The sequence below is a fragment of the Methylobacterium sp. SyP6R genome (genome assembly GCF_019216885.1).
In the GTDB taxonomy this organism is placed as follows: domain Bacteria; phylum Pseudomonadota; class Alphaproteobacteria; order Rhizobiales; family Beijerinckiaceae; genus Methylobacterium.
Genome location: NZ_JAAQRC020000001.1, coordinates 2,964,524 through 2,989,222, shown reverse-complemented (window position 1 = coordinate 2,989,222; position 24,699 = coordinate 2,964,524). Strand labels below are relative to the sequence as shown.

Genomic DNA, 24,699 nt, shown 5'->3' with positions numbered 1-24,699 from the left:
GAGTTCGAAGCTTTCATCCCACCTGCAACCTCATCCTGAGGTGCGACCGCAGGGAGCCTCGAAGGAGGGCTCCAGAAGTCTCGGTGGTCTCTGGAGCCCTCCTTCGAGGCTCTCTGCGGTCGCACCTCAGGATGAGGTCGTGAGTAGGATGATCCGGAGAACTGCGCCGACGGGGCCACACTCTTCACGACCCTCCCTTGTCCCCCGGTCGCGGCTGTGCTTAGCCAGCTACTAACAAGCTGCCCGCCGCTGGAGACGGTGCGGGCCGCGTCACCCCCCGGCGCCCTGTCGTCGGAGTGTCACGCGGGCCCCGCATGAGGGGCCGCACACGAGGAGACGACACCCCGATGGCCCCCACCACGACCATCCGCATCGCGCTCGCGGGCTTAGGCCTGGCGCTCGCCGCCACCCCGGCGCTCGCCGTGACCGAGCTGCAATGGTGGCACGCGATGACCGGCGCCAACAACGACGCCGTCAACCGCCTCGCCGACGAGTTCAACGCGAGCCAGAGCGACTACAAGGTGGTGCCGACCTACAAGGGCAATTACGGCGAGACGCTGAATGCCGGCATCGCGGCCTTCCGCGCCGGCACCGCGCCGCACATCATGCAGGTGTTCGAGGTCGGCACTGCCACGATGATGTCGGCCAAGGGCGCGATCAAGCCGGTCTACCAGCTGATGAAGGATGCCGGCGAGCCGTTCGACCCGAACGCCTATCTGCCGGCGATCACCGGCTACTACTCGACGACCAAGGGCGAGATGCTCTCGTTCCCGTTCAACTCGTCGTCGATGGTGATGTGGGTCAATACCGACGCGCTGAAGTCGATCGGCCTCTCCGAGCCGCCGAAGACCTGGCCGGACCTGTTCGCCGCGGCCAAGAAGCTGACACAGAACGGCTTCCCGAATTGCGGCTTCTCGACCACCTGGGTCACCTGGCTCAACATCGAGCAGCTCTCGGCCTGGCACAACCTGCCGGTCGCCACCAAGGCCAACGGCATGGACGGCCTCGACACCACCCTCGAGATCAACGGGCCGCTCCAGGTCAAGCACCTCGCCAACCTCGCCGAGGCGCAGAAGGACAAGTCCTTCGACTATTCCGGCCGCTACGACAGCGGCTTCGGCCGCTTCACCGCCGGCGAGTGCCCGATCATGTTCGGCTCGTCCGGCTCCTACGGCAACGTCAAGGGCGCGGCGAAGTTCGCCTGGGCCTCGGCGCCGATGCCCTATTATCCCGACGTGCCGGGCGCGCCGCAGAACAGCATCATCGGCGGCGCCTCGCTGTGGGTGATGGGCGGCAAGAAGCCCGACGAGTACAAGGGCGTGGCGAAGTTCTTCACCTTCCTGTCCGACACCGACCGGCAGGCGAAGCTCCATCAGACCACCGGCTACATGCCGATCACCAAAGCCGCCTACGAGAAGTCCAAGGCGGACGGCTTCTACGACAAGAACCCGGCCCTCGAGACGCCGATCAAGGAACTGACCAACAAGCCGCCGACCGAGAATTCCCGGGGCTTACGTCTCGGCAACCTGCCGCAGATGCGCGACCTATGGGCCGAGGAGATCGAGGGCACGCTGGCCGGCAAGAAAACGCCGAAGCAGGCCCTCGACGAGGCGGCGGCCCGCGGCAACGCGATGCTGCGCCAGTTCGAGAAGCAGGCCGGGCGGTAACCTCATGAGCCCCGAACGCATCACCTTCGGAGGCCGGCTGCTGCCGGCGGCGCTGATCGCGCCGCAGCTCCTGATCGTCGGCCTGTTCTTCTACTGGCCGGCAGTCCAGGCGGTCTGGCAGTCGTTCCAGATGCAGGATGCGTTCGGGCTCTCGACGGAGTTCGTCTGGTTCGAGAATTACCGGGCCCTGTTCACGGACGCAGGGTATTACCAGGCTCTCGTCACCACGCTGGTCTTCGCCGCGGCGGTGGCGGGGCTGTCGCTCGGCTTCGCGCTGCTGCTCGCCGCGATGGCCGACCGGGAGATCCGGGGCTCCGGCATCTACCGGACCCTGTTGATCTGGCCCTACGCGGTCGCTCCCGCCGTGGCCGGCGTGCTGTTCGGCTTCCTGTTCCAGCCCGGCCTCGGGCTGATCGCCCGGGGTCTCAACCAGATCGGCATCCCGTGGAACCCGCTGCTCGACGGGAACCACGCGATGATCCTGGTGGTGATGGCGGCGGCCTGGAAGCAGGTCTCCTACAACTTCCTGTTCTTCCTCGCCGGGCTCCAGGCGATTCCCGGCAGCGTGATCGAGGCGGCGGCGATCGACGGCGCCGGCCCGGCCCGGCGGTTCTGGACCATCGTCTTCCCGCTGCTCTCGCCGACCACGTTCTTCCTCATGGTCGTCAACGTCGTCTACGCCTTCTGCGAGACGTTCGGCGTCATCGACGTACTCACCCATGGCGGCCCCGGCCGGGCGACCCAGACCCTGGTCTACAAGGTCTACCAGGACGGCCGCATCGGTGCCGATCTCGGCGGATCGGCGGCGCAGTCGGTGGTGCTGATGGCGATCGTGATCGGCCTGACGGCGATCCAGTTCCGGTATGTCGAGAAGCGGGTGGCGTATTGAGGGGGCTGGGGGAGTCTGACCCCCGGAAGCACTTCGATCAAATTCGACTGCTCAGCTATTTCGCGGGCCCCGCAGAGACCTGTCTAGGAAAAAAGAGGCGCGGGTCTTCTTCTCTCCCCGCGGGCGGGGAGAGGGCCGAACCCTCGTTCAGAGGGTTCGGCAAGCCCGTAGGGCGAGGGTGAGGGGGTGTTTCCGGAGGAGTCTCACTCGTCGAGACCCCCTCACCCTCGCTCCGGCTACGCCTCCGCTTGCTGCGTCTCCTGAACGGAGACACAGCCCTCTCCCCGCCCGCGGGGAGAGGAGGAAACCCGCGCTCCACTTTTCATCAGGGCTTCCGGGAACGGGCTCACGGTACTCGGGAGCGAGTGGACGAGCGTAAGCTCCGTCCCGAATCGCCCCTGTCAAAACGAACCGCGCCTCACCCCACCCCCGGCTCTCTCACCAGCCGGTACACGGCGTAGCCCGACAGCAAGGCGAGCCCGAACCAGGTCAGGGCATAGATCAGGTGGTTGTTGTGGAACACCACCACGGTCAGCCCGCCGACCGGCTGGCTCGGCCCGTTGCCGGAGGCATCCGCGTCGATGAAGTAGGGTGCCACCGGGCCCAAGTTCCGCGCCGCCGCGATCGCGGCGACATCGCGGGAATACCAGCGGTCATGGGCCGGATCGTTGCTGCGCAGGAAGCCGCCGCCGGGCTCAGGAAGCCGCAGCAGGCCCGTCACCGTCACGCTCCCCTCCCCGTCCCCGGCCGAGCCCTGCCAGTCGGACGGCACGAAGCCGCGATTGATCAGGATCGTGTCGCCGGATGCGGTGACGAGGGGCACGAGGAGCCAGGAGCCGGCGCCCTTCTCGGTCACCGCCATCGTGCGGACGGCGCGGTCGGGCAGGAAGCGGCCGGTCGCCGTGACACGGCGGTACTCGTCGGCATCGCGGGAGAGTTTCGGCCATTCGGCCCGGCCGGGCGCCGGAACCGGGGCGGCGGCGAGCCGCGCCTCGACCCGGGCGATGAGATCGAGCTTCCAGGCCCGGCGCTCGACCTGCCAGATCCCGAGGGCGAGGAACAGGGCCGTCGCCAGGAGCGAGAGCCCGAGCAGGAGGAGGCGCTTGGGCCCGAACCGGGGCGCGGACGCCCCGGCCGGTGGTGACGGATCGCTGCGCGTCGTCACGGCATGGCGCGCATGTCGCCCGGCGACATCGGCATCATGTTGGCGTTGAGGTGGTACATCACCCAGAGCGAGCCCGAGAGCGCGATCACCACCAGCACGATGGTGAAGATCAGCGCCATCATGGTCCAGCCGCCTTCCGAGCGCGCGTTCATGTGCAGGAAGTAGACCATGTGGACCACGATCTGCGCCACCGCGAAGGCCATGATGACGAAGGAGGTCACCCGCGGATCGGTGAAGACCTCGGCCATCACCAGCCAGAACGGGATCGCCGTGAGGATCACCGACAGGACGAAGCCGGTGATGTATTCCCTCCGGCTGCCGTGGCCGGCCTCGTGGTGGTCGTGGACGACCTCGACGTGCACGTCGTCGGAGACGGGAGCGCGGGCGCTCATTTCAGGGACCCCATCAGGTAGACGAAGGTGAAGACGCCGATCCAGATCACGTCGAGGAAGTGCCAGAACATGCTCAGGCACATCAGCCGGCGGCGGTTGGCCGGGATCAGGCCGCGCTGGTGCACCTGCACCATCAGGGTCACGAGCCAGATCAAGCCGAAGGTGACGTGCAGGCCGTGCGTCCCGACCAGGGTGAAGAACGAGGACAGGAAGGCGCTGCGCTGGGGCGTGGCGCCCTCGTGGATCAGGTGGGCGAACTCAAACAGTTCGAGGCCGATGAAGCAGAGGCCGAAGGCCCCGGTGATCGCCAGCCATCGCTGGGTCATCCGCTGGTCGCCCTTCTCCATCTCCAGCATGGCGAAGCCGTAGGTGATGGAGGAGAACAGCAGCATGGAGGTGTTCACCGCCACGAGCTTGAGGTCGAACAGGTCCGCACCGGACGGGCCTGCCGCGTAGTTCCGCCCGAGGACGCCGTACGTCGCGAACAGGATCGCGAAGATGAGGCAGTCGCTCATCAGGTAGAGCCAGAACCCGAGCATGGTCCCGCCCTCGGCGTGACCGTGCTCGTCGTCGGCGACGTAGAAGTGCAGCTCGCCGTCGTCCGCTGCGGCGTTGTGTGCGTGGGCCATGGCGGGTTCCTCAGGCCTTCACGAGGGCGAGCGTGCGGGTGCGCTCGGCCTCGGTCCGCGCGACCTCGTCGGCGGGGATGTAGAAGTCGCGGTCGTAGTTGAAGGTGTGGATGATGACCGCCGCGATCGCGCCGAAGAACGAGATCACCGCGAGCCACCAGACGTGCCAGACCATGGCGATGCCGAAGACCGTGGCGATGGCGGAGATGATCACGCCCGCGCCGGTGCTCTTGGGCATGTGGATGGCCTTGTAGCCGTCCAGCGGACGCTTGTAGCCGCGGCTTTTCATGTCCGACCAGGCGTCGCCGTCATGCACCAGCGGCGTGAAGGCGAAGTTGTAGTCGGGCGGCGGCGAGGAGGTCGCCCATTCCAGGGTACGGCCGCCCCAGGGGTCGCCGGTGAGGTCGCGCAGCTGCTCGCGGCGCAGGATGCTGACGGCGAACTGAACGAGCATCGCGGCGATGCCGCAGGCGATCAGCGCCGCGCCGATGGCGGCGACGATGAAGAACGGCTGGTACTCGTGTCCCGGGAAGGAGCTCATCCGCCGGGTCACGCCCATCAGGCCGAGGATGTACAGCGGCATGAAGGCGACCCAGAAGCCGACCACCCAGCACCAGAACGAGACCTTGCCCCAGAACGGGTCGAGCCGGAACCCGAAGGCCTTCGGCCACCAGTAGTAGATGCCGGCAAACAGCCCGAACAGCACGCCGCCGATGATCACGTTGTGGAAGTGCGCGACCAGGAACAGCGAGTTGTGCAGCACGAAGTCGGCCGGAGGCACCGCGAGCAGAACGCCGGTCATGCCGCCGATGACGAAGGTCAGCATGAAGGCCACCGTCCACATCATCGGCAGATCGAAGCGGATCCGGCCGCGATACATCGTGAACAGCCAGTTGAAGATCTTCGCGCCCGTGGGGATCGAGATGATCATCGTGGTGATGCCGAAGAACGAGTTGACGCTCGCCCCCGACCCCATGGTGAAGAAGTGGTGCAGCCAGACCAGGTAGGACAGGATGGTGATGACGACCGTGGCGTAGACCATCGAGGCGTAGCCGAATAGGCGCTTGCCGGAGAAGGTCGAGGTCACCTCGGAGAAGATGCCGAAGGCCGGCAGCACCAGGATGTAGACCTCGGGGTGGCCCCAGATCCAGATCAGGTTCACGTACATCATCGGGTTGCCGCCGAGATCGTTCGTGAAGAAGTTGGTGCCGACGTAGCGGTCGAGGGTGAGCAGCGCCAGCACGGCGCCGAGCACCGGGAAGGAGGCGACGATCAGGATGTTGGTGCAGAGCGAGGTCCAGGTGAAGACCGGCATCTTCATCATCGACATGCCGGGCGCCCGCATCTTGACGATGGTGGCGATCAGGTTGACGCCGGACAGCGTCGTGCCGATGCCGGCGATCTGCAGCGCCCAGATGTAGTAGTCGACGCCCACACTCGGCGAGTAGGCGATGTTCGAGAGCGGCGGATAGGCGAGCCAGCCGGTGGCCGCGAACTCGCCGATGAACAGCGACATCATCGTCAGCACGACGCCGCCGGTGGTCATCCAGAAGCTGAAGTTGTTCAGGAACGGGAAGGCGACGTCACGGGCGCCGATCTGGAGCGGCACGACGTAGTTCATCAGCCCGGTGACCAGCGGCATCGCCACGAAGAAGATCATGATCACGCCGTGGGCGGTGAAGATCTGGTCGTAGTGATGCGGCGGCAGGAAGCCGTCGGAGCCGCCATGGGCGATCGCCTGCTGCGAGCGCATCAGCACCGCGTCGGCGAAGCCCCGCAGCAGCATGACGAGGCCCAGGACCATGTACATGATCCCGATCTTCTTGTGGTCGACGCTGGTGAACCAGTCGCGCCAGAGCACGCCCCACAGCTTGTAGCGGGTGATGAGGCCGAGGACGGCGAGGCCGCCGACGGCGACCGCCAGGAAGGTCACCACCACGATCGGCTCGTGGAGCGGCAGGGATTCGAGGGTGAAGCGGCCGAACAGCAGCCGCCACCAATGCGGGTAGGTGTCGATCGGGTTGGGTTCGGAATTCATGGCTCAGCCTGGATTGCGGAGTATCGGTCGGGGTCCGGGCTCGTTCAGTTCACGCGCGGCGTCGCGGCGGCGGCCTTGGAGGCCGAGGAGGCGCCCAGTCCGTAGGCGTCGGCCGGCGTGCAGAGCGCGGTGACGAAGGTCGCCTGCTGGGTCGCCCCGGTGCCGCGGCGGACGGCCTTGTCGTAGGTCAGGCTCATCACGCTGTGCAGGCCCTCGCGGCCGCCGCCGCCGCGGGCGTCGATCGCCGCCATGTCGTGCATGCACATCTTGGCGCGGTCGACGCACATGTTGAGGATCGCGTCGTAGAGGTCGGCATCGACGGCCTTGTAGTAGCGCACCGGCTCCTTCTCGCTCGGGCGCTCGAGCTTCAGGTAGTCGGCCCGGGTGAGGCCGCCGCCCTCCTGCTTGACCTTGTCGACCCAGGCGCTGAACGCGCCCTCGTCGACGCCCTTGAAGGTGAAGCGCATGTGCGAGAACCCGGCGCCGCTGTAATTGGCGGAGAAGCCCTCGTAGTCGCCGGCCTTGTTGATGACGGCGTTCAGCCGCGTCTGCATGCCCGGCATGGCGTAGATCTGGCCGGCCAGAGCCGGGATGAAGAGCGAGTTCATCACCGAGGAGGAGGTGATGCGGAACTCGATCGGCCGGTCGACGGGCGCGGCGACCTCGTTGAGCGAGGCGACTCCCTGCTCGGGGTAGAGGAACAGCCACTTCCAGTCGAGGGCGACGACCTGGATCACCAGGGGCTTGCCCGAGACCATCGGGTCGCCGACACTCGACACGATCGGCTTTGCGGCGCTGATGCGCGTCACCGGCCGGTAGGGATCGAGCAAGTGGGTGCCGAGCCAGGTCAGCGCGCCGAGCGCAACGATGATCAGCAAGGGCGCCGACCAGATCACCACCTCGAGCCCGGTCGAGTGATGGAAATCGGGATCGTAGACGGCCTTCTTGTTGCCCTCGCGATAGTGCCAGGCGAAGGCGATGGTCAGCGCCATCACCGGCACGATGATGAGGAGCATCAGCACCGTGGAGGCGATCAGCAGGTTACGCTGTTGCAGCGCCACGTCGCCGGACGGCGAGAGCAGCACCATATTGCATCCTCCGGTGAGGAGGATGAACGGAAGGACGAGGAGGAGGCGCAAGTGTTTCACGGGCAGCCCGGACGGTCAGCATACGGCTCCCGTCCTGTACGCCTGCCGCGGGCGCCGCGGGATTGGACGTTTTGTCCAGGCCCCCAAAGGACCGGTTCTCCTCTAAGGAAGGGACCTTCGTAGAGTGACGAAGCAGGATTCCGATATGGCCACGATCACGGCGGACGACGCCGCCGCCAACTCCTCCAAGCCGGAACGGGATGCGCGCCTGGTCTCGTCGGAGCCGGGCCGCGTCGCCCCCGGCGAGATCGCCCTCGGGGTCATCATCGGCCGCACCTCCGAGTTCTTCGATTTCTTCGTGTTCGGCCTCGCCTGCGTGCTGGTCTTCCCGCGCCTGGTCTTCCCGTGGGCCGAGCCGGTGACCGGCACGCTGTATTCCTTCGGCCTGTTCGCCCTCGCCTTCGTGGCCCGGCCGGTCGGCTCGGTGCTGTTCATGGCGGTCGACCGGCGCTACGGCCGGGCCACCAAGCTCACCATCGCGCTGTTCCTGCTCGGGCTGTCGACCTGCCTCATCGCGTTCCTGCCGGGCTACGAGACGATCGGTCACTGGTCGGCCGTGCTTCTGGCGGCGTGCCGGATCGGCCAGGGCCTTGCGCTCGGCGGCGCCTGGGACGGGCTCGCCTCGCTGCTTGCCCTCAACGCGCCGGCGAACCGCCGCGGCTGGTACGCGATGCTGCCGCAGCTCGGCGCGCCGGTCGGCTTCATGCTGGCGAGCGGGCTGTTCGCGTTCTTCCAGCTCCAGCTGTCGGATGCCGACTTCATGGGCTTCGGCTGGCGCTACCCGTTCTTCGTCGCCTTCACGATCAACGTCGTGGCCCTGTTCGCGCGGCTTCGCTTGGTCGCGACGGAAGAGTTCCGCCGCCTGCTCGAGGCCGACGAGCTCGAGCCCGAGCCGGTCGTCGACACGGTACGGGCCACCGGCCGCAACATCCTGGTCGGCGCCTTCGTGCCGCTGGCCTGCTACGCCCTGTTCCACCTCGTGACCGTGTTCCCGGTCAGCTGGATCAACCTGTTCACCGGCCGCTCGGTCGGCGAGTTCCTGATGGTGCAGTTCGCCGGCGCCGTCATCTGCACGATGACGATCGTCATGTCGGGCCTCATCGCCGACCAGATCGGGCGTCGCTCGACCATCGCGCTCGCCGCCGCCTTGATCGGCCTGTTCGCGCTCGGCAGCATCATCGCCCCGCTGCTGTTCGGCGACAGCATGCCCGGCCAGACGATCTTCGTGGTGGTCGGCTTCGCGCTGCTCGGCCTCGCCTACGGCCAGAGCTCGGGCGCCATCGCGGAGAATTTCGGCACCAAGTACCGCTATACCGGCTCGGCGCTGACCTCGGACCTCGCCTGGCTCGTCGGCGCCGGCTTCGCGCCGCTCGTCGCGCTCTACGCGTCGAGCCATCTCGGGCTGCCGTGGGTCGGGGTGTACCTGCTCTCGGGTGCGGTCTGCACGCTGGCGGCGCTCGGGCTCAACCGGCGGCTGGGTACGACGGCGTAACGCAAGGCACGTCAATCGAAGCGCGGGATCCCCTCTCTCGAGTGGGCTAGCGGATTCACACTTCTCCTCTGAGAGCTAAGCCTCTGTAAATGTGCGCGCTTTCCCCTCCCCCTTGTGGGGAGGGGTTAGGGGTGGGGGGTGGTGCAGGAGGCACCGCTGCGCTCTATCCGGCACCACCCCCACCTCCAGCTCCTCCCCACAAGCTTGAGCGATCTCGGGCAAGCCCGAGATCGCCTGGGGAGGAGAGGCGCGCTACTTTCCAAGGGGAAAGCACCCAGACCGAGATGTGTGAATGCAGTAGCCCGAGTGGGAGAGGGGTAGGGGTGAGGGTGGCTGGGCTTCCACAATGACCCTGAACAGTCGAGCTGCCAGCACGACGGTCACAGCTTTATACGGAAGCGTATCACCCTCACCCCTGACCCCTCTCCCACACGGGAGAGGGGATCGCGCTTTTTCTTGAAACGTTGATTCAAGACCTGATTTTGGTCTACCCCTCCCCCACGCGGAACCGCGCCGCGTGGCTGCCGATCTCCTCGAATTCCCCCGGCGTCGCACCCGCCTCCGCGAGCGCCGTCCGCGCCTCCTCCGGGCTCACGCTGCCCGGGAGCGCCAGGAGCTGGCTCAAGCCGCCGCCATTGCCGGCGCTCGCCACCACCTCGCCCCCCAGTTCCGCCACCGCGTCGGCCGCATCGTCGCGCCAGCGCTCGAACCGGGCTGCGTAGAGCACCCAGTCGCGCTGGGCCGCAGCCGGATCGTCGAGGGGCTTGGCAACGCAGAAGACGGGCGTGCCGGCCGGGTGGCCGGGCCGCTCGATGAAGGGCAGGCGCGCGATCACCTTCGGGCGGCCCGGGCCCACGAGTTGGCGCCACCAAGCGCCCGCCGTCACCCCCTGGTCGAGGCGGAACACCCCGAGATCGCCGCGGGAGGCGGCGACCGCTGCGATCACCGCGGCGGCGCTCGGATGCGGCCGGTAGGGCACCGTGAAGCCGAAATGGAACCGGGCCGAATCGCGCATCGGCGCATCGCCGCCCGAGACGTCGGCATGGACCGCGAACGGCGCCTGGACGTAGGTGAAGGTGGCGATGATGACGCGCCAGATCCCCTCCACGGTGTCGAGAGGCAGGAGGCCTGTATGACGCTCGGCGATCATCCGCATCATCGAGGCCTCGCGGCCGGGCCGGAAGGCTGAGCCGGAGGCCGAGGTCTTCTTGACGGCGATCAGCCGGTCGATGATCCGGCCGCGCTCCATCAGGAGGTCGTGCATGGCCGAATCGATGCGGTCGATGTCGGCCCGAAGGGCGGCGAGGTCGGCGGGCGGGGTCGACGTCATGGCTTTACGGGGAGAAGCGGCGGGAAGATCCGTCTTACGACCGCCCGCGCCCGCGGGCCAGGGCCCGCAGGGCACGGCCCTTCCGGAGAAAGCCCTCCCGTCGATTGACGGCGCGACAGCGAAGCCCTACCTCTTTCGTCCGTTGAAGCGGAATTTTTGGACGCTTTAACGGCCGGTCCGGTTTGGAGAACGAGCCGCTTCCGGATTTTGCCAAAGCCTCGTCTCAAGCCCGCCGCCCGGCGACAGCCCCGTGAGAAGCATGGCCACACCACTCCTCAAGCCCGGCATCGATCCCGCGTCCCAGGCGGTCGAGCCGACGAGCCCCGTCGCCCGGTTCGGAGCCGATGCGCCGCTGGCGATGGATGCGGGCGTGGACCTGGCGCCGTGGCAGATCGCCTACCAGACCGCCGGTACCCTCAACGAGGCGCGCAGCAACGCGGTACTGGTCTGCCACGCGCTGACCGGCGACCAGCACGTCGCCAACACCCATCCGGTGACCGGCAAGGGCGGCTGGTGGGATCGCCTGGTCGGGCCCGGCAAGCCGGTCGATACCGACCGCTACTTCGTGATCTGCGCCAACGTGGTCGGGTCGTGCATGGGCACGACAGGCCCGGCCTCGCTCGATCCGGCGACTGGCCGGGCCTACGGGCTCGATTTCCCGCTGGTGACGATCCGCGACATGGTCCGCGGCCAGGCGATGCTGCTCGACCGGCTCGGCATCGAGGACCTCTTCCTGTGCATCGGCGGCTCGATGGGCGGGATGCAGGTGCTGCAATGGGCGGCGAGCTACCCCGAGCGGGTCTTTTCGGCGATGCCGATCGCCACCGGCGCCCGCCACTCGGCCCAGAACATCGCCTTCCACGAGGTCGGAAGGCAGGCGATCCTGGCCGATCCGAACTGGCATGGCGGGCGCTACCTCGATGTCGGCACGCGCCCCGCCAAGGGGCTCGGCGTCGCCCGGATGGGCGCCCACATCACCTACCTGTCCGAGCCCGCGCTCCACCGCAAGTTCGGCCGCCGGCTCCAGGACCGGGACGCCCCGACCTTCTCGTTCGACGCCGACTTCCAGATCGAGAGCTACCTGCGCCACCAGGGCATCACCTTCGTCGAGCGCTTCGACGCCAACGCCTATCTCTATCTCACCCGGGCGATGGACTATTTCGACCTCGCCGCCGACCATGGCGGCGTGCTGGCCAACGCCTTCCGGGGCACCCGGACCCGATTCTGCATCATGTCCTTCACCTCCGACTGGCTGTTCCCGACCGCCGATTCGCGGGCGATCGTCCATGCGTTGAACGCCGCCGCGGCCCCGGTCGCCTTCGTCGAGGTCGAGAGCGACAAGGGCCACGACGCCTTCCTGCTCGACGAGCCGGCGATGATCTCGGCGGCCAAGGGCTTCATCGCGGCGGCAGCCCGGGAGCGCGGCCTGTGAACGCCTCCGCCCCCCTCGCCCCGGCGATCCTGCCCCAGGACGCCACCGGCTCCTCGCGCATCGACCACCTGGTGATGCTGAACCTCGTCGAGCCCGGCTCCCGGGTGCTCGACGTCGGCTGCGGCGATGGCTCGCTGCTCGCGCTCCTGCGCGACCGGCGCGGCGTCGACGGCCGCGGCATCGAATTGTCGCGCGAGGGCGTGAATGCCTGCCTCGCCCACGGCCTGCCGGTGATCCAGGGCGACGCCGACACCGACCTCGCGGCCTACCCGGACGACGCCTTCGACTACGTGATCCTGTCGCAGACGATCCAGGCGACGCGCCAGCCCAAGGAGGTGCTGGAGCACCTCTTGCGGATCGGTCGCCACGCGATCGTGTCGTTCCCGAATTTCGGCCATTGGCGGGTGCGCAGCGAATTGCTGCTCCGCGGCCGGATGCCGATGACCGACACCCTGCCCGATCCCTGGTACGCGACCCCGAACATCCACCACTGCACCATCCGCGACTTCGTCGGGTTGTGCCGCCTCGTCGGCGCCCGGATCGAGCGCGCCTCGGCGCTCGACGCCTCGGGACACCCGATGCGCTTCGCCTTGCCGTGGTGGGTGTGGAACCTCGTCGGCACGCAGGGGGTGTTCCTGCTGCGGCGGCGGTGAGGATTATCCGTCGGCCATGATCTTGTCTCGCGCCGCCGACACGAGGAACGCCGAGCGCGTCACGCCGCGCTCGCGGGCGGCCTGGTCGATCATCGCGAGGGCGCCGGCATCGAGCGAGAGGTTCACCCGGACGGACCGGCCCTCGTCGAGGACGAGCGGCACGGTCGCGACCAGGATCGCCTCCGCCACGGCCTCCGCCTCCTGCGGGTCGGCCAGGAGGGCGTCGGCGCTGCGCGGCTCCGGCGCGGCGAGGCCGGCGACCAGGCGGTCGCCGATCCATTCGCGCAACGCTTCCCCGGCATGGGCGATGGCCTCGTCGATCGTCGCTCCCATGGCGGTGCAGCCGGGGCAATCCGGAAAGGCAGCTCCATAGCCGCCGGGCTCGCCATCGATCAGGGCGATGTAGCGGGGCATCTCGTCCTCACTCAGATCCAGCCGGCAGCCTTGGCGATGACCCGGGCGACGCCGGGCGTCAGCACCCGATGACGGGGCACCATGATCTTCACGCCGGGCCGCTGCGGATGAGCGAACTTTTCATGCTTCGCCCCGCCTTCGCTGAACCAGCCTTCTGCCAGCAGGCGAGCGACGATCGCCCGAGCATCCGTCTCGACCTTGGGCATCGCACGTTCCGTGTGTATTTATTTATGCATGAAAACTCGACGCATGAAAGACCCTTCCTCGGCTCCGAGGGCACGGCACCGGGTCGCCAGGATACGCAGCGCCGCAGGCGTACCTGCGTCTCCACTCACGACGCGCCAGGCTTGAAGGGCGCCTCCTCGCCCGGCGGCACGCCCGCCTCCCGCGCACCGATCCCCGCCCGCCGCAACGTCCCGGCCAAGAGCTCGACCTGCGCGGCGATGCGCCCGAAGGCCGCCGAGTCCGCTCCCTCGGGCTTGGGCGGCGGCCTGTCGCCGGCTGCCGTCGCCGCGAGGGCCTGCGAGAGCCAGTCGCGCCAGGTGCGCCATGAAGCGGCCTCCGCTCCCGCCGGCTCGGGCTCGTGGCGCAGGATCGAAAGGCGCCCGGCCATGCGGCGGAGCGTGGCGTCGGCGACCATCGCGGCCTCGATCCGGGAACGGCCGCGGCGCATCGGTTCCTGGAGGGCACGCGAGAGCGCGGCTTCGAGGTTGTTGCTGGCGAGCCCCGCCGCCCGGGCCGCGACCTCGGCGGCACCGGGCGTGCCCTCCCCGAGCCGCTCGGCGACGACCGCCTCGGCGTAGCGGGCATGGGTCTGGAGGGCGGTGCGCAGCGCATCGCGCACGCGGCCGGGCTCCCAGAGCGGCCACAGCAGCAGGCCGGCCAGCACCGCCACCGCGCCGCCGAGCACCGTGAACAGGGCCCGCATCCCGACGATCTCCCAGGACGAGTGCCCGGGCTCGACGAGCTCCACCAGCACCACGACGAGCGGCGTCAGACAGGCGATGAAGGTACCGTAGCTCACGCCCCGGGCCGCGAAGCCGATGACGCTGAGCGGCACCATCATGGCGGCGAGGATCGGCGGCGAGGTGGCGTAGAAGGCGAGCACCGCCCCGATCACCCCGCCCAGCACCGTGCCGCCGATGCGCTCCAGCGCCCGCTGCCAGGTGGCGGCGTAGAAGGGCTGCATCGTCAGCACCACCGTGATGGTGAGCCAGTGGGTGAAGGGGCCGGGCCACCAGAAGGTGACGGCGAGCGCCGGCAGCGCCACCACGGTCGCCCGCACGGCGTGGCGCAGGTTGGCCGAGGACCAGGTGAGGTTGGCGCGCAACGGCTGCATCACGATCTCGCGCCAGGGCGGGGCCGGCGTCCCGGCAAGCCCGCCGCCGCCGGCCAGGTCCTCCGGCCCCGACAGCTTGGCGCCGATCCGCACCCGGTCGAGGATGCGCTCGGCCATCCGGCGATAGGCCGGATCGGCATCCGCGGCGGGCTTGGCCCGGGCGAGCGCCCGCTCGATGCGCCGGAGGTCCACCGGCCGGTCGCGGCGGATCGCTCGGCTCAAGATCTTCAGCATCGGCGGCAGCAGGCGCAGGAGGCCGGCGGCTTGCGCCCGCTGCGCCGGGGTGGCGCGCTCCAGGTAATCCGACAGGGCGATCATCACCCCGAACAGCTGCTCGGCCGCCTCCAGCCGGATCAGCGCCCGGGCGTTGCGCTCGGAGAGCCGGGCACGGCTGCGGGCGAGGTCCAGGACCAGGGTGCGGGCGGTCTCGATCGCGTCGCGCACCGCCCGGCGATGGCCCCGGGCATGGGCTTCCCACACGGCGGGATCGGTGCCCTCCGGATCGGCCGAGAGCCGGCGCAGGTCGCGGGCGAGGCGCGACAGGCCGCGCCAGACGCCGCCGATCGCCAGATGGGCCGGACGGTAGGGATGGAGCCGCCACACCACCAGGGCCAGGAAGGCGGCCCAGAGCCCGCCGGCCCAGAACATCCCGGCGACGACGACGCCCTGATGCACCGTCAGGGCCCGGTCGAGGGCGAGGCAGAGCACCACCACCAGCACGTTGCCGACGGTCTGGGCCGGCACGCCCCAGACCCGCGCGAAGGTGCAAGCGAAGATGACGACGAGCGCCACCGGCAGCACCAGGGCGGGCCCGTAGCCCTCCATCACCCCGAAGGCGCCCCAGGCCACGCCGCCCAACCCCGCAAAGGCAAGGAGCGCCCGCAGGCGCGGCCGGATCGGCCCGCCGATGTCGCAGAAACAGGTGAGGTTGGCGGCGAGCGCCATGGTGAGGAGCGGAGGCCAGGCCAGCCACCATTCGAGCAGGATGATGCTCGCGAAGGCGACCGCCGCCCGCAGGCCCTCGGCGACGTTGATGCCGGTGAGGTCCGGCGCCACCGGCAGCCGGGCGAGGTCGGGGCCCGGCTCGCGCAGGGTGCCGCGACGGAGGGGGAAGGGCTTCATCGGACGGGAGAGGTCACGGGGCGTGCGGGTCCTCGAAGGGGCCCTGCGAGCGTGGCAAGCCGCGTGACCCTCATCCGTTATAGGAGGCGGGGCCGCCCCGTGTACCGCCCGGGCCGGCGGGCGTGGGCGGAGTGCCGCAGCGGGAAGCGGACCGTGGTCAAGCGCCTCCAGCCCATCGCCGTCGGCAAGCCTGAGAGGCCCGGGCCCGAGGAGGCAACCATGGGCGGATTGGAGCCCGGAGGGTCGTTTCCGGGGATTTGCGGGCCGCATGGTGGCGCAACCCGCCCGGACGATGGTCCAGCCCCCTCACCCTGGCGCCCAGGCGCGGCCGCGCTACGTTCGGGACCGTGCCGAAGCCCGGCCCCAGACCGCGCGGCACCGTCCGGAGGATCCCCGCCATGCGTCCGACCCCGCTCCTCGCCCTGATGGGCGCGCTCCTCTGCGGCCAAGTCTGCGGCCAAGTCTGCAGCCCAGCCGGCGCGCAGGGCATCCGCAACGCCCCGCCGCCCCGGGCGCTGGAGACGGCGGCCTACATCTTCGCGGCGGCCAATGTCTGCGGCTACCGCATCGGCACGGCGCCGTTCGAGGCGCTGCTCGCGCGCTACCAGGTGACGATCGACGACGTGCGCCCGCCCCGCGGCCCGTTCGGCGCCAAGGTGCAGACGATCTTCACCCTGATGTCGAACCAGATGATGCAGAACCGCGACGCCGCCTGCCGGGCGGTGGCGGGCGAGTACGGCCCGGAGGGCACCATCGTTCCGGGCATCCTCCTGCCGGCCGCACCCGCAGAGGCGCCCCCGCCCGCCAAGCAGCCCTGAGCACGCAGGACTCGGCCTTGATCGTACGGAGACACGGATGAGCGACGAGACCCGCCCGCACGGGCGCTACGCCTACAGCCCCCTGCCGCGCCGTTCCGCCTACGACTGGCCCGGGGGGAAGCGGCTCGCGGTCTACGTCGCCCTCAACGTCGAGTGCTTCGATTTCGGCGGGGGACTCGGGGCGGAGCTGGCGCCGGGCGGCCCGCAGCCGGACGTGCTGAACTACGCCTGGCGCGACTGGGGCAACCGCGTCGGGGTGTTTCGCCTCGCCGACCTGTTCGACGAGCTGTCCCTGCCGGCCTCGGTGCTGGTGAACAGCCGCATCTACGCCGAGTGCCCGGGCCTGATGGACGTCTTTCGCGCCCGCGGCGACGAGGTGGTGGGGCATGGCCGCACCAATGCCGAGCGCCAGGGCACGCTGCCGGAGGACGAGGAGCGGGCGCTGATCGCCGAGGCCACGGCGATCCTGACGCGGGAGGAGGGCCGAGCTCCGGCGGGCTGGCTCGGCCCCTGGATCTCGCAGAGCCGCACGACCCCCGACCTGCTGGCGGAAGCCGGTTACCGCTACCTCCTCGACTGGTGCCATGACGACCAGCCGACCTGGTTCGCCACCCGCGACGGCGGGCGCATCCTCTCGGTGCCCTATCCGCAGGAGCTGAACGACATCCCGTCCATCGTCGGGCGCAAGGATTCGGGCGCACAGTTCGCCGAGATGATCGTCGATACCTTCGAGGAGATGAAGAAATGCGCCGAGGCGGCGCCGCTGGTGATGGGCATCGCGCTCCACCCCTACCTCGTCGGTCAGCCGCACCGCTTGCGGCCCCTGCGCCGGGCACTGGCGCATATCGCGCAACACCGGGACGAGGTGTGGATTACCCGGGCCGGGGACATCGCAGATTGCGCGGGGGCGCTGCCGGAGGGTCTGGTGGCAGGCTGACGAACCGAAACCCTCGATGTCATCCCGGGGCCGCGAAGGCGGAACCCGGGATCCTTGACCGCTGACGGTGCAGGATGAAGCGGAACGCCGTCAGCCTTTTCAGGACTCGTCAGCGTTTATCGATCCCGGGTTCTCGCCTTCGCTGAGCCCCGCGATGACGTGGGGAAATGTCGGTGTGTGCGTCAGATCGATATCCGCGACCGGTCGAACGGGCTCCGAGGTCGCGGGCAGGATGAGGGTGCAACCGACGATGTGCCGACAGCGGGCGCTCACGCACCGACCAGCAAACCCTGCCCCAGGAACCCGCCCGGCTCCGGCACGCCCGGCAGGGCATAGAAGTACCCGCCGCCGACGGGCTTGATGTATTCCTCCAGCGGCTCGCCGTTGAGCCGGTTCTGCACCGCCACGAAGCCGGCCTCGAGGTCGGATTGGAAGCAGCAGAACAGCAGACCCATGTCGAGCTGGCCCGACGGGGTGATCCCGGCCGAGTAGTTGTAGCCGCGGCGCAGGATCAGGCTGGAGGCGGTGTCGCCGTTGCGCGGGTTGGCGAGACGGATATGCGCGTCCATCGGCGTGCGGGTGCCGGCCGGGTCGGAGGCGTAGTCCGGCAGGGTGTGCTCGTCGGTCGCGCCCAGGGGCGCGCCGCTGTCCTTGTGGCGGCCGAAGATCCGCTCCTGCTCGCGCAGGGGCGTGCGGTCCCAACGCTCGACGAAGTTCCGGATGATCCGCACCACCTGGTACGAGCCGCCCGCCGCCCAACTCGGCTCCGCGCTTCCCGGCTGCACCCAGACCTGACGGCGCATCAGCGCGTCGTCGCGTGTGTCGAGGTTGGCGGTGCCGTCCTTGAAGCCGAGGAAATTGCGCACCGTGTCCTGCCCCTGGCGCTTGACCACGTGGGGCGGCAGCATGCCCTCCAGTTTCCAGCGCAAGGCGACGAGGCCCGGTGTGTGGCGGATCACGTCGCGCAGGGCATGCAGGTTGGTCTCGGCGGTGTTGGCGCAGAATTGCAGCAGCAGGTCGCCGTGGCAGAGCTTGCCGTCGAGGGAATCGTTGGGGAAGCGGTCCATCGGCCGCAAGTGCCGCGGCTTCGCGGCCTCCAGGCCGTAGCGGTCGTCGAACAGGCTCGCGCCGACGCTGAGCGTGGCGGTGAAGTTGTCGGGCAGCACCCGCGGCCCGAGGATGCCGGAATCGGCCGGCGGCAGGCGCGGATCGAGGGACGGCACCGGCCCGCCCTCGGTCAGGAAGGCGAAGCGCTCGGTCAGGATCCGAAACAGCTTGGCGAGTTCGCCGCGATCCTCGGCCAGCACGTCGAGAGCGACGAACAGGGCGGCGGCCGGCTGGGCCGTGACGATGCCGGCCTGGTGGGGCCCAAGGAACGGCTGGCGGTCGAGGGTGCCGTCGCTGGCGGCCGAGGGCGTGGCGTCGGCGGCGCGGGCCGGCGCCAGGGCCAACGTGCCGGTGGCGGCCGCGCCGGTGCCGGCGACGAGCCCGCGCAGCAGGAAGCGGCGGGAGGTCGAGAACGGGCAGGAGGCCATAAGACTTGCCTCAATCCAGGCCGAGCTTGCCGCGCAACGTCGAGAGATCCTCGGCCAGCACGGTGATCGGCCCCTTCAGGGCGTTGCGGTCGCGGTCGCTTAAAGAGTCGTAGGGGGCGAATCCGCCATCCTCGGTCCGGTACTTCGCCAGCAGCGTCTCGACCCGCGAAAAGTTCTTCTCGGTGCGGGCGACGAAGTCGGGATCGCGGGACGCCACCAGCGGGCGCAGGAGGTCGAAGATCTTGCGCGAGCCCTCGACATTGGCGTGGAAGTCCCACAGGTCGGTCCGGCTGTAGCGGTCCTCCTCGCCGGAGATCTTGGTCGCCGCGACCTCCTCGATCAGGCCGGCGGCGCCGCCCACCATCCGGGCCGGCGGGATGGTGAGGTCGGCGATGCGCCGCTTCAGCTCGGTGGCGTCGGCCAGCAGCCGGTCGGCGTGGGCGCTCAGGCCTTCGGTGCTGTTGTCGGCCCACAGCCCCTTCTCGAGGCGATGGAAGCCGATGAAGCCCGGATCGGCGTCCTTCTTCTCGAAATCGTCGGCCCGCACGTCCATGCTCTTGTCGAGGTCGTTGAACAGCGACGCCACCGGCTCGATCCGCTCGTAATGGCGGCGCGCCTGCGGGTAGAGGGTCTTGGCCTCGGCGATCCTGCCCGCCTTCACCGCCGCCACGAAGGCGGCGGTCCGGCTGTGGAACGCCTCGACCTCGCCCATCACGTAGAGCTTGTAGGCGGCGAGCGGGCCGACGAGGGCCATCGGATCGGGGGCGCCGGGCGCGGCGGCGGAGGCCGCCGTCACCGTCAGAGTGCCCTTCGGGTTGCTGAGGAGCCCGCAGGTCATCTCGTAGGACCCGGGCTGGAGCGTCGCCGAGAGCGACTGCACGAAGCCCGGGATGATGTTCTCCCGCTCCTCGACGATCATCGTACCCTGGAGGATCTCCCATTCCAGGACGCGGCGGCTCTTGTTGCTGATCTTGAACACCGACTTGCCGGCCGGAACCGTGAGCGCGGCGGGCTCGCAGCCCCTGTCGGTCACCGTCACGGCGACGGGTTCGGGACTTTGCGCCGAGGCGGATCCGGCGGAGAGGAGGAACGCGGCGACGAGGGCCGGCCAGCGGGCGGTCATCGGAAATGTCCTTGGTCGATGTCCAGGGGGCGATTCGCTGGGGTCGATTTCCTTGGGTCGATTCCCTTGGGTCGATGCCCTGGGAGCGTCAGGCGTGGCGGGGCTGCACGGCGGGGGCCGGCCGGGCGCCCGCCAGGAAGGCCCACAGGGCCGGAACCAGGAAGCCGAGATAGACCAGCACCTCGCCCCAGGCCGGCGCCTCCTGGTAGCCGAAGATGCCGGTGAGCAGGGTGCCCAGCACCGTGTCGGCGGGCAGGACGTGGCCGAGGTCGAAGGCGGTGGCCTGGAGGTGGTTCCACAGCCCCGCCTCGTGGAAGGCCTTCAGGGCGCTGGCGAGCAGGCCCGCGGTGACGAACAGGATGAACACCCCGGTCCAGCGGAAGAAGCGGCGCAGGTCGATCCGCACCGCGCCCTTGGCGAGCGCGATGCCGATGCCGACCGAGAGGGCGATGCCGAGCAGCGCGCCGACCGGCACGCCCCAGCCGACATCCTGCTGCACGGTCGCGAGGAGGAAGAAGACCGATTCGAGGCCCTCGCGACCGACCGCCAGGAAGGCCATCACGGCGAGCGCCAGCCCTCCCCTGACCTTGCCATCCTTGGCCTTGCCGTTCCGCTCGAGCGCGTGGTCGACGGCGCCGTGGAGCTCGGCCCGCACCGAGCGGGCGGCCTTGCGCATCCAGAACACCATCGTGCACAGCATGCCGGCGGCCATGAGCGCGATCAGCCCTTCCGCCAGTTCCTGCTGCTTCTGCGGGAACTCGGCGCCGATCGCCTGCAGCCCGAGCCCGAGGGCGAGGCAGAGCGCGGCGGCCAGCACGACGCCGCCCCAAACGGCCGGCATCCAGGCCCGTCGCCCGGTCTGGGCGAGGTAGCCGGCGATGATGCCGACGATCAGGGCCGCCTCGAGTCCCTCGCGCAGCATGATCAGGAACGCAATCAGCACGGGCGTCTTTCCGGAAACGATACGAGAAAGGCCGGTATTTAATCCAAAAACCCGTCGCCTCCTAGCGCCGCCGCGCGCTTCTTCTTTATAATAACTTGAAACTGGCGTCCGATCGTCGAAAGGCTGCGGCGGGGCGTCCGGGGGCCGGCTTTCTCAGATTCGCCGCTTTTTCCGCCTAGAGACCGACACTGCCGGCCGCGACGGTCGGTCTCGTTAACCGTGCGGATGCCGGCTCGGCGCATGATCGGACAGGCCCCCGGCCCGCCCGCCGCATGTCTGGACGGGCGGCCGCACTCCTCTCGAGCGTGCTGCCCCGACGATGATCCGCCTCGACAACGTCACCAAGATCTACAAGACGGACGGATACCGCCGCACCATCCTCGACCAGGCGTCGATGACCCTGAAGCCGGGGGTGAGCTACGGCATCCTGGGTATCAACGGCGCCGGCAAGTCCACCACCCTGCGGCTGCTCGCCGGGTGCGAGATGCCCACCAAGGGCCGCGTGATCCGCACCACGCGGATCTCCTGGCCGCTCGGCTTCGGCGGCGGCTTCCACCCGCTGATGACCGGCCGCGAGAACGTGATCTTCGTCGCCCGCATCCACGGCGAGGACCCGCGCCGGGTGCTGGCGTTCGTGGAGGATTTCGCCGAGCTCGGCGACTACATGAACGTGCCGATCCGCAACTACTCCTCGGGCATGAACGCCCGGCTCGCCTTCGGCATGAGCATGGCGATCCCGTTCGACTGCTACATCGTCGACGAGATCACCGGCGTCGGCGACGCGCGCTTCGCCAAGCGCTGCGAGGAGGTCTGGGGCAAGCGGCGGGCCAATGCCGACATCATCATGTGCTCCCACTCGATGGACACGATCCGGGACTACGCCCAGCAGGGGATCGTGCTGGCGAACGGCCGCGCCGTGATCTATCCCGACATCAACGACGCGATCGAGGTCTATCAGCGCCTCAACCAGTGAGCGCCGCGCCTTCTCCGATATCCCTCCCGACATCCCTGCCGGCCGGCGCGTCCCGCGCCCCGGTCCCGCCCGCAGCCGGAACCTCCTGTCATGACGATCGATGCCCGCAACCCGGACGGCAAGGCGCTCAGCCCCGCCGACCGCTCCCGGCTGATCGGCGAGGCCCTGCGGCAGGCGGCCCGGGTGTCGCGCTTCTCGAACCCGAACAAGTCGAGCATCCGGACGATCCGGGCGCACCGGCGCCGGGACATCGTCACCCCGCTGCTGTTCCTGTTCCTGTTCGTGATCCCGTCGGTGAGCAGCGCCGTGTTCTTCGGCCTCTACCTGTCTGACCGCTACGTGACCGAGGCGCGCTTCGCCCTGCGGCCGGCGATCGGCGGCGCGGAGAAGGCGACGCCGGATGCGGTCGGCACCACCTCGAGCATCCCGTCGCAGATGATCGCCCAGGACTCGATGATCGTCGGCGAGTACATCAAGAGCCGGACGATGGTCGAGACGCTCGAGCGCACCCTGCCGCTGCGGCAGATGTTCTCCCGCGACGACATCGACCATTACTCGCGCTTCGATCCCGAGAAGCCGATCGAGAAGCTCGTCCGCTACTGGGGCGACCGGGTGAAGGTCGGTGTCGAGACGTCCGGCCTGGTCGAGGTGACGGTGAACGCCTTCGATCCGGACGATTCCCTGAAGCTGAACCGGGCGGTGCTGGCCGAGAGCGAGCGGCTGGTGAACCAGCTCACGGAGCGGGCCCGCAACGACGCCCTGGCGGAGAGCGAGCGCGAGATGAAGCGCGCCGAGGCGCGCCTGACCAAGGTGATGCTCGCGGTGCGCGACCTGCGCAACCGCGACGGCGTGCTCGACGCCCAGAAGTCCAACGACACCAACCTGAAGATGATCGCCGAGATCCGCACCCAGCGGATCAACCTGGCGGTCAAGCTCAGCCTGCTCCAGCGCGACCTGCGCGACGACAGCCGCAGCATCCAGGACCTCAAGGCGCAGATCGGCCAGCTCGACGAGACCATCTCCCGCATCGAGCGCGAGGCGGCCAACCAGGATCCGGAGCAGCGCCGGGTGCTCTCGGCCACGCTGACCCGGTTCGAGGAGCTCGATGCCGAGCGCAAGAGCGCCGAGAAATACTACTCCGCGACGATCGCGGCGCGGGAGCGCTCGCGGATGATCGCCGACCGGCAGATCGAGTTCTTCAGCATGATCGTCGAGCCGGTGCGGGCGGAATCGTCCCAGCAGCCGCGGCGCATGCTCTACATCACCATCTCGATCGCCGTCTCGGCCCTGGCCTTCGGCCTCTCGGTGCTGATGCGCAAGCTCCTCGCCTGATCCTCTCCAACCGCTTCTGGACACTGGCCCGCCTCGGGGCGGGCTGCGCCGACCTCGAATCCCCGCCGCCCGGGCGGGGTTTGGAACCACCATGCTCTCCCCCGCGCCGTCCGGCTGGACGCTCTTTCGCAACCGCGACTTCCGGCTCTTCGGCGGCGCCCGCTTCCTCACCGGGCTGGCCTACCAGATGCAGGCGGTGGCCGTGGGGTGGTTCGTCTACGACCTCACCCGCAGCGCATTGGCCCTGGGCTTCGTCGGTCTCGCGAGCTTCGCGCCGGCGATGCTGGGCGCGCTCGTCACCGGCCACGTCGCCGACACCTACGATCGGCGCCGGGTCGCTGCCCTCTCCTACGGATTGCTGGCGCTGGCGGGCTTGGGCCTGATGGGCCTGGCGGCCTCCCCTTCGACGCCGGTCTGGCCGGTCTACGCCCTGATGGTGCTGGTCGGCATCGCCCGCGCCTTCGCCAACCCGGCGAGCCAGGCCCTCCTGCCGACCCTGGTGCCGCGCGAGCAGTTCGGCAGCGCCATCGCGCTCAACTCCTCGCTGTGGCAGAGCGCGTCGGTCACCGGACCGGCCTTCGGCGGCCTGCTCTACGCCCTCGGCCCGGCCGTGGTGTTCGGCCTCGCGGCCGCCTGCTTCGCGCTGGCGGCTGTCAGCATCATCGGCATCCGGCCGCGCCCTGCCGCCGTCACCACCCGGCCGGCGGTGACCTGGGGCACCCTGCTCGCCGGCCTCACCTATATCCGCTCGCAGCCGGTGGTGTTGGGGGCCATCACGCTGGATCTCGTGGCGGTGCTGCTCGGCGGTGCCACCGCGCTCCTGCCGATCTTCGCCCAGGAGGTCTTGTTCGTCGGCCCCCTCGGCCTCGGGCTCCTGCGCAGCATGCCGGCCCTCGGCTCGGTCCTGATGGCGATCCTCCTCGCCCACCGGCCCCTGACCCGCGGGGTCGGCCCGCGGCTCCTCATCGCCGTCGGGGTATTCGGCCTCGCCACAATCGGCTTCGGCCTCTCGACCTCGCTGCCGCTCTCGATGGCCTGCCTGTTCATCACGGGGGCGGCCGACATGGTCAGCGTCTACGTGCGCCAGAGCCTGGTCCAGGGCGAGACGCCGGACGCGATGCGCGGCCGGGTCGCGGCGGTCAACACCGTGTTCATCGGCGCCTCGAACGAGCTCGGCGAGTTCGAATCCGGCACGCTCGCGGCCTTCATCGGGGCGGTGCCGGCGGTGGTGGTGGGTGGGGTCGCGACGCTGGCGGTGGCGGCTCTGTGGGGCCGGCTGTTTCCGGCGCTGAGGCGGCGGGACCATCTCATCACTTGAAACCGAGGGC

22 protein-coding genes are annotated in these 24,699 nt (G+C 69.3%); 10 read left to right on the top strand and 12 right to left on the bottom strand.

Features of this window, described 5'->3' with window-relative positions; genetic code table 11:
* Positions 1 to 347: 347 nt before the first annotated feature.
* Together ugpB and ugpA are read left to right on the top strand one after the other, a co-directional pair.
* Positions 348 to 1,667 (top strand): sn-glycerol-3-phosphate ABC transporter substrate-binding protein UgpB, encoded by a 1,320-nt coding sequence (gene ugpB / locus HBB12_RS13765; protein ID WP_236989862.1) that lies wholly within the window; start codon positions 348 to 350, stop codon positions 1,665 to 1,667.
* Positions 1,668 to 1,671: 4 nt separating this feature from the next.
* Positions 1,672 to 2,556, top strand: a complete 885-nt coding sequence (gene ugpA / locus HBB12_RS13760) for a sn-glycerol-3-phosphate ABC transporter permease UgpA (protein ID WP_236989861.1) — start codon at positions 1,672 to 1,674, stop codon at positions 2,554 to 2,556.
* Between the two features lie 418 nt (positions 2,557 to 2,974).
* Here ugpA and HBB12_RS13755 read toward each other — a convergent pair whose 3' ends face one another.
* The 5 genes from HBB12_RS13755 to cyoA are packed head-to-tail and all read right to left on the bottom strand — an operon-like array spanning position 2,975 to position 7,868.
* Positions 2,975 to 3,721, bottom strand: a complete 747-nt coding sequence (locus HBB12_RS13755; RefSeq protein WP_442919262.1) for an SURF1 family protein — start codon at positions 3,719 to 3,721, stop codon at positions 2,975 to 2,977.
* A complete protein-coding gene (cyoD, locus tag HBB12_RS13750) occupies positions 3,718 to 4,113 on the bottom strand; it encodes a cytochrome o ubiquinol oxidase subunit IV (RefSeq protein ID WP_236989860.1) in 396 nt (131 codons plus the stop codon). The genes HBB12_RS13755 and cyoD overlap by 4 nt, the downstream gene beginning before the upstream one ends.
* Positions 4,110 to 4,742 (bottom strand): cytochrome o ubiquinol oxidase subunit III, encoded by a 633-nt coding sequence (cyoC, locus tag HBB12_RS13745; RefSeq protein WP_236989859.1) that lies wholly within the window; start codon positions 4,740 to 4,742, stop codon positions 4,110 to 4,112. The genes cyoD and cyoC overlap by 4 nt, the downstream gene beginning before the upstream one ends.
* 10 nt (positions 4,743 to 4,752) lie before the next feature.
* Positions 4,753 to 6,780 (bottom strand): cytochrome o ubiquinol oxidase subunit I, encoded by a 2,028-nt coding sequence (gene cyoB / locus HBB12_RS13740; protein WP_236989858.1) that lies wholly within the window; start codon positions 6,778 to 6,780, stop codon positions 4,753 to 4,755.
* Between the two features lie 44 nt (positions 6,781 to 6,824).
* Positions 6,825 to 7,868, bottom strand: a complete 1,044-nt coding sequence (gene cyoA / locus HBB12_RS13735; RefSeq protein ID WP_442919261.1) for a ubiquinol oxidase subunit II — start codon at positions 7,866 to 7,868, stop codon at positions 6,825 to 6,827.
* 205 nt (positions 7,869 to 8,073) lie between these two features.
* Between cyoA and HBB12_RS13730 the strand changes: the two genes are divergently transcribed.
* Positions 8,074 to 9,420 (top strand): MFS transporter, encoded by a 1,347-nt coding sequence (locus HBB12_RS13730; protein ID WP_236989856.1) that lies wholly within the window; start codon positions 8,074 to 8,076, stop codon positions 9,418 to 9,420.
* Between the two features lie 487 nt (positions 9,421 to 9,907).
* Here the strand turns inward: HBB12_RS13730 and HBB12_RS13725 are convergent, their stop codons facing one another.
* Positions 9,908 to 10,750 carry a chorismate mutase gene (locus HBB12_RS13725; protein WP_236989855.1) on the bottom strand — a complete coding sequence of 281 codons (843 nt, stop codon included), beginning with the start codon at positions 10,748 to 10,750 and terminating at the stop codon, positions 9,908 to 9,910.
* A 259-nt stretch (positions 10,751 to 11,009) separates the two neighbouring features.
* On the opposite strand from HBB12_RS13725, the gene metX reads away from it, so the two are divergent.
* Both metX and metW read left to right on the top strand, forming a co-directional pair.
* Positions 11,010 to 12,182, top strand: a complete 1,173-nt coding sequence (gene metX, locus HBB12_RS13720) for a homoserine O-acetyltransferase MetX (RefSeq protein ID WP_236989854.1) — start codon at positions 11,010 to 11,012, stop codon at positions 12,180 to 12,182.
* Positions 12,179 to 12,835 (top strand): methionine biosynthesis protein MetW, encoded by a 657-nt coding sequence (gene metW, locus HBB12_RS13715; protein ID WP_236989853.1) that lies wholly within the window; start codon positions 12,179 to 12,181, stop codon positions 12,833 to 12,835. The genes metX and metW overlap by 4 nt, the downstream gene beginning before the upstream one ends.
* A 3-nt stretch (positions 12,836 to 12,838) precedes the next feature.
* On the opposite strand, the gene HBB12_RS13710 is transcribed toward metW, so the two are convergent.
* The 3 genes from HBB12_RS13710 to HBB12_RS13700 form a co-directional block, all read right to left on the bottom strand.
* Entirely contained in the window at positions 12,839 to 13,249 is a 411-nt protein-coding gene (locus HBB12_RS13710; RefSeq protein WP_236989852.1) for a type II toxin-antitoxin system HicB family antitoxin, read from the bottom strand.
* An 11-nt stretch (positions 13,250 to 13,260) separates the two neighbouring features.
* A complete protein-coding gene (locus tag HBB12_RS13705; protein ID WP_236989851.1) occupies positions 13,261 to 13,455 on the bottom strand; it encodes a type II toxin-antitoxin system HicA family toxin in 195 nt (64 codons plus the stop codon).
* A gap of 125 nt (positions 13,456 to 13,580) precedes the next feature.
* Entirely contained in the window at positions 13,581 to 15,710 is a 2,130-nt protein-coding gene (locus HBB12_RS13700) for an FUSC family protein (RefSeq protein WP_236989850.1), read from the bottom strand.
* A 398-nt stretch (positions 15,711 to 16,108) separates the two neighbouring features.
* Between HBB12_RS13700 and HBB12_RS13695 the strand changes: the two genes are divergently transcribed.
* Positions 16,109 to 16,528: a hypothetical protein gene (locus HBB12_RS13695; protein ID WP_236989849.1), complete on the top strand. Its 420-nt coding sequence runs from the start codon at positions 16,109 to 16,111 to the stop codon at positions 16,526 to 16,528.
* Between the two features lie 37 nt (positions 16,529 to 16,565).
* Entirely contained in the window at positions 16,566 to 17,465 is a 900-nt protein-coding gene (locus HBB12_RS13690) for a polysaccharide deacetylase family protein (protein WP_236989848.1), read from the top strand.
* A 269-nt stretch (positions 17,466 to 17,734) separates the two neighbouring features.
* Here HBB12_RS13690 and efeB read toward each other — a convergent pair whose 3' ends face one another.
* From efeB to efeU, 3 genes are all read right to left on the bottom strand, one after another.
* Complete coding sequence (efeB, locus tag HBB12_RS13685; RefSeq protein ID WP_236989847.1) at positions 17,735 to 19,000, bottom strand: iron uptake transporter deferrochelatase/peroxidase subunit; 1,266 nt, start codon at positions 18,998 to 19,000, stop codon at positions 17,735 to 17,737.
* A gap of 10 nt (positions 19,001 to 19,010) precedes the next feature.
* Complete coding sequence (gene efeO, locus HBB12_RS13680; RefSeq protein WP_236989846.1) at positions 19,011 to 20,123, bottom strand: iron uptake system protein EfeO; 1,113 nt, start codon at positions 20,121 to 20,123, stop codon at positions 19,011 to 19,013.
* Between the two features lie 88 nt (positions 20,124 to 20,211).
* Positions 20,212 to 21,066: an iron uptake transporter permease EfeU gene (gene efeU, locus HBB12_RS13675; protein WP_236989845.1), complete on the bottom strand. Its 855-nt coding sequence runs from the start codon at positions 21,064 to 21,066 to the stop codon at positions 20,212 to 20,214.
* Between the two features lie 319 nt (positions 21,067 to 21,385).
* On the opposite strand from efeU, the gene HBB12_RS13670 reads away from it, so the two are divergent.
* From HBB12_RS13670 to HBB12_RS13660, 3 genes are all read left to right on the top strand, one after another.
* On the top strand, positions 21,386 to 22,039 hold the full coding sequence (locus HBB12_RS13670; protein ID WP_236989844.1) for an ABC transporter ATP-binding protein: 654 nt from the start codon (positions 21,386 to 21,388) through the stop codon (positions 22,037 to 22,039).
* Between the two features lie 90 nt (positions 22,040 to 22,129).
* Positions 22,130 to 23,371 (top strand): KpsE/RkpR family capsule polysaccharide export protein, encoded by a 1,242-nt coding sequence (locus tag HBB12_RS13665; protein WP_236989843.1) that lies wholly within the window; start codon positions 22,130 to 22,132, stop codon positions 23,369 to 23,371.
* Between the two features lie 91 nt (positions 23,372 to 23,462).
* Positions 23,463 to 24,689, top strand: a complete 1,227-nt coding sequence (locus tag HBB12_RS13660) for an MFS transporter (protein ID WP_236989842.1) — start codon at positions 23,463 to 23,465, stop codon at positions 24,687 to 24,689.
* The last annotated feature ends 10 nt before the right edge of the window (positions 24,690 to 24,699 follow it).

Coding starts and splice junctions, on each gene's coding strand:
- ugpB (WP_236989862.1), top strand. CDS start 348: ATGGCCCCCACCACGACCATCCGCATCGCGCTCGCGGGCTTAGGCCTG.
- ugpA (WP_236989861.1), top strand. CDS start 1,672: ATGAGCCCCGAACGCATCACCTTCGGAGGCCGGCTGCTGCCGGCGGCG.
- cyoD (WP_236989860.1), bottom strand. CDS start 4,113: ATGAGCGCCCGCGCTCCCGTCTCCGACGACGTGCACGTCGAGGTCGTC.
- cyoC (WP_236989859.1), bottom strand. CDS start 4,742: ATGGCCCACGCACACAACGCCGCAGCGGACGACGGCGAGCTGCACTTC.
- cyoB (WP_236989858.1), bottom strand. CDS start 6,780: ATGAATTCCGAACCCAACCCGATCGACACCTACCCGCATTGGTGGCGG.
- cyoA (WP_442919261.1), bottom strand. CDS start 7,868: ATGGTGCTGCTCTCGCCGTCCGGCGACGTGGCGCTGCAACAGCGTAAC.
- HBB12_RS13730 (WP_236989856.1), top strand. CDS start 8,074: ATGGCCACGATCACGGCGGACGACGCCGCCGCCAACTCCTCCAAGCCG.
- HBB12_RS13725 (WP_236989855.1), bottom strand. CDS start 10,750: ATGACGTCGACCCCGCCCGCCGACCTCGCCGCCCTTCGGGCCGACATC.
- metX (WP_236989854.1), top strand. CDS start 11,010: ATGGCCACACCACTCCTCAAGCCCGGCATCGATCCCGCGTCCCAGGCG.
- HBB12_RS13710 (WP_236989852.1), bottom strand. CDS start 13,249: ATGCCCCGCTACATCGCCCTGATCGATGGCGAGCCCGGCGGCTATGGA.
- HBB12_RS13705 (WP_236989851.1), bottom strand. CDS start 13,455: ATGCCCAAGGTCGAGACGGATGCTCGGGCGATCGTCGCTCGCCTGCTG.
- HBB12_RS13700 (WP_236989850.1), bottom strand. CDS start 15,710: ATGAAGCCCTTCCCCCTCCGTCGCGGCACCCTGCGCGAGCCGGGCCCC.
- HBB12_RS13695 (WP_236989849.1), top strand. CDS start 16,109: ATGCGTCCGACCCCGCTCCTCGCCCTGATGGGCGCGCTCCTCTGCGGC.
- HBB12_RS13690 (WP_236989848.1), top strand. CDS start 16,566: ATGAGCGACGAGACCCGCCCGCACGGGCGCTACGCCTACAGCCCCCTG.
- efeB (WP_236989847.1), bottom strand. CDS start 19,000: ATGGCCTCCTGCCCGTTCTCGACCTCCCGCCGCTTCCTGCTGCGCGGG.
- efeO (WP_236989846.1), bottom strand. CDS start 20,123: ATGACCGCCCGCTGGCCGGCCCTCGTCGCCGCGTTCCTCCTCTCCGCC.
- HBB12_RS13670 (WP_236989844.1), top strand. CDS start 21,386: ATGATCCGCCTCGACAACGTCACCAAGATCTACAAGACGGACGGATAC.
- HBB12_RS13665 (WP_236989843.1), top strand. CDS start 22,130: ATGACGATCGATGCCCGCAACCCGGACGGCAAGGCGCTCAGCCCCGCC.
- HBB12_RS13660 (WP_236989842.1), top strand. CDS start 23,463: ATGCTCTCCCCCGCGCCGTCCGGCTGGACGCTCTTTCGCAACCGCGAC.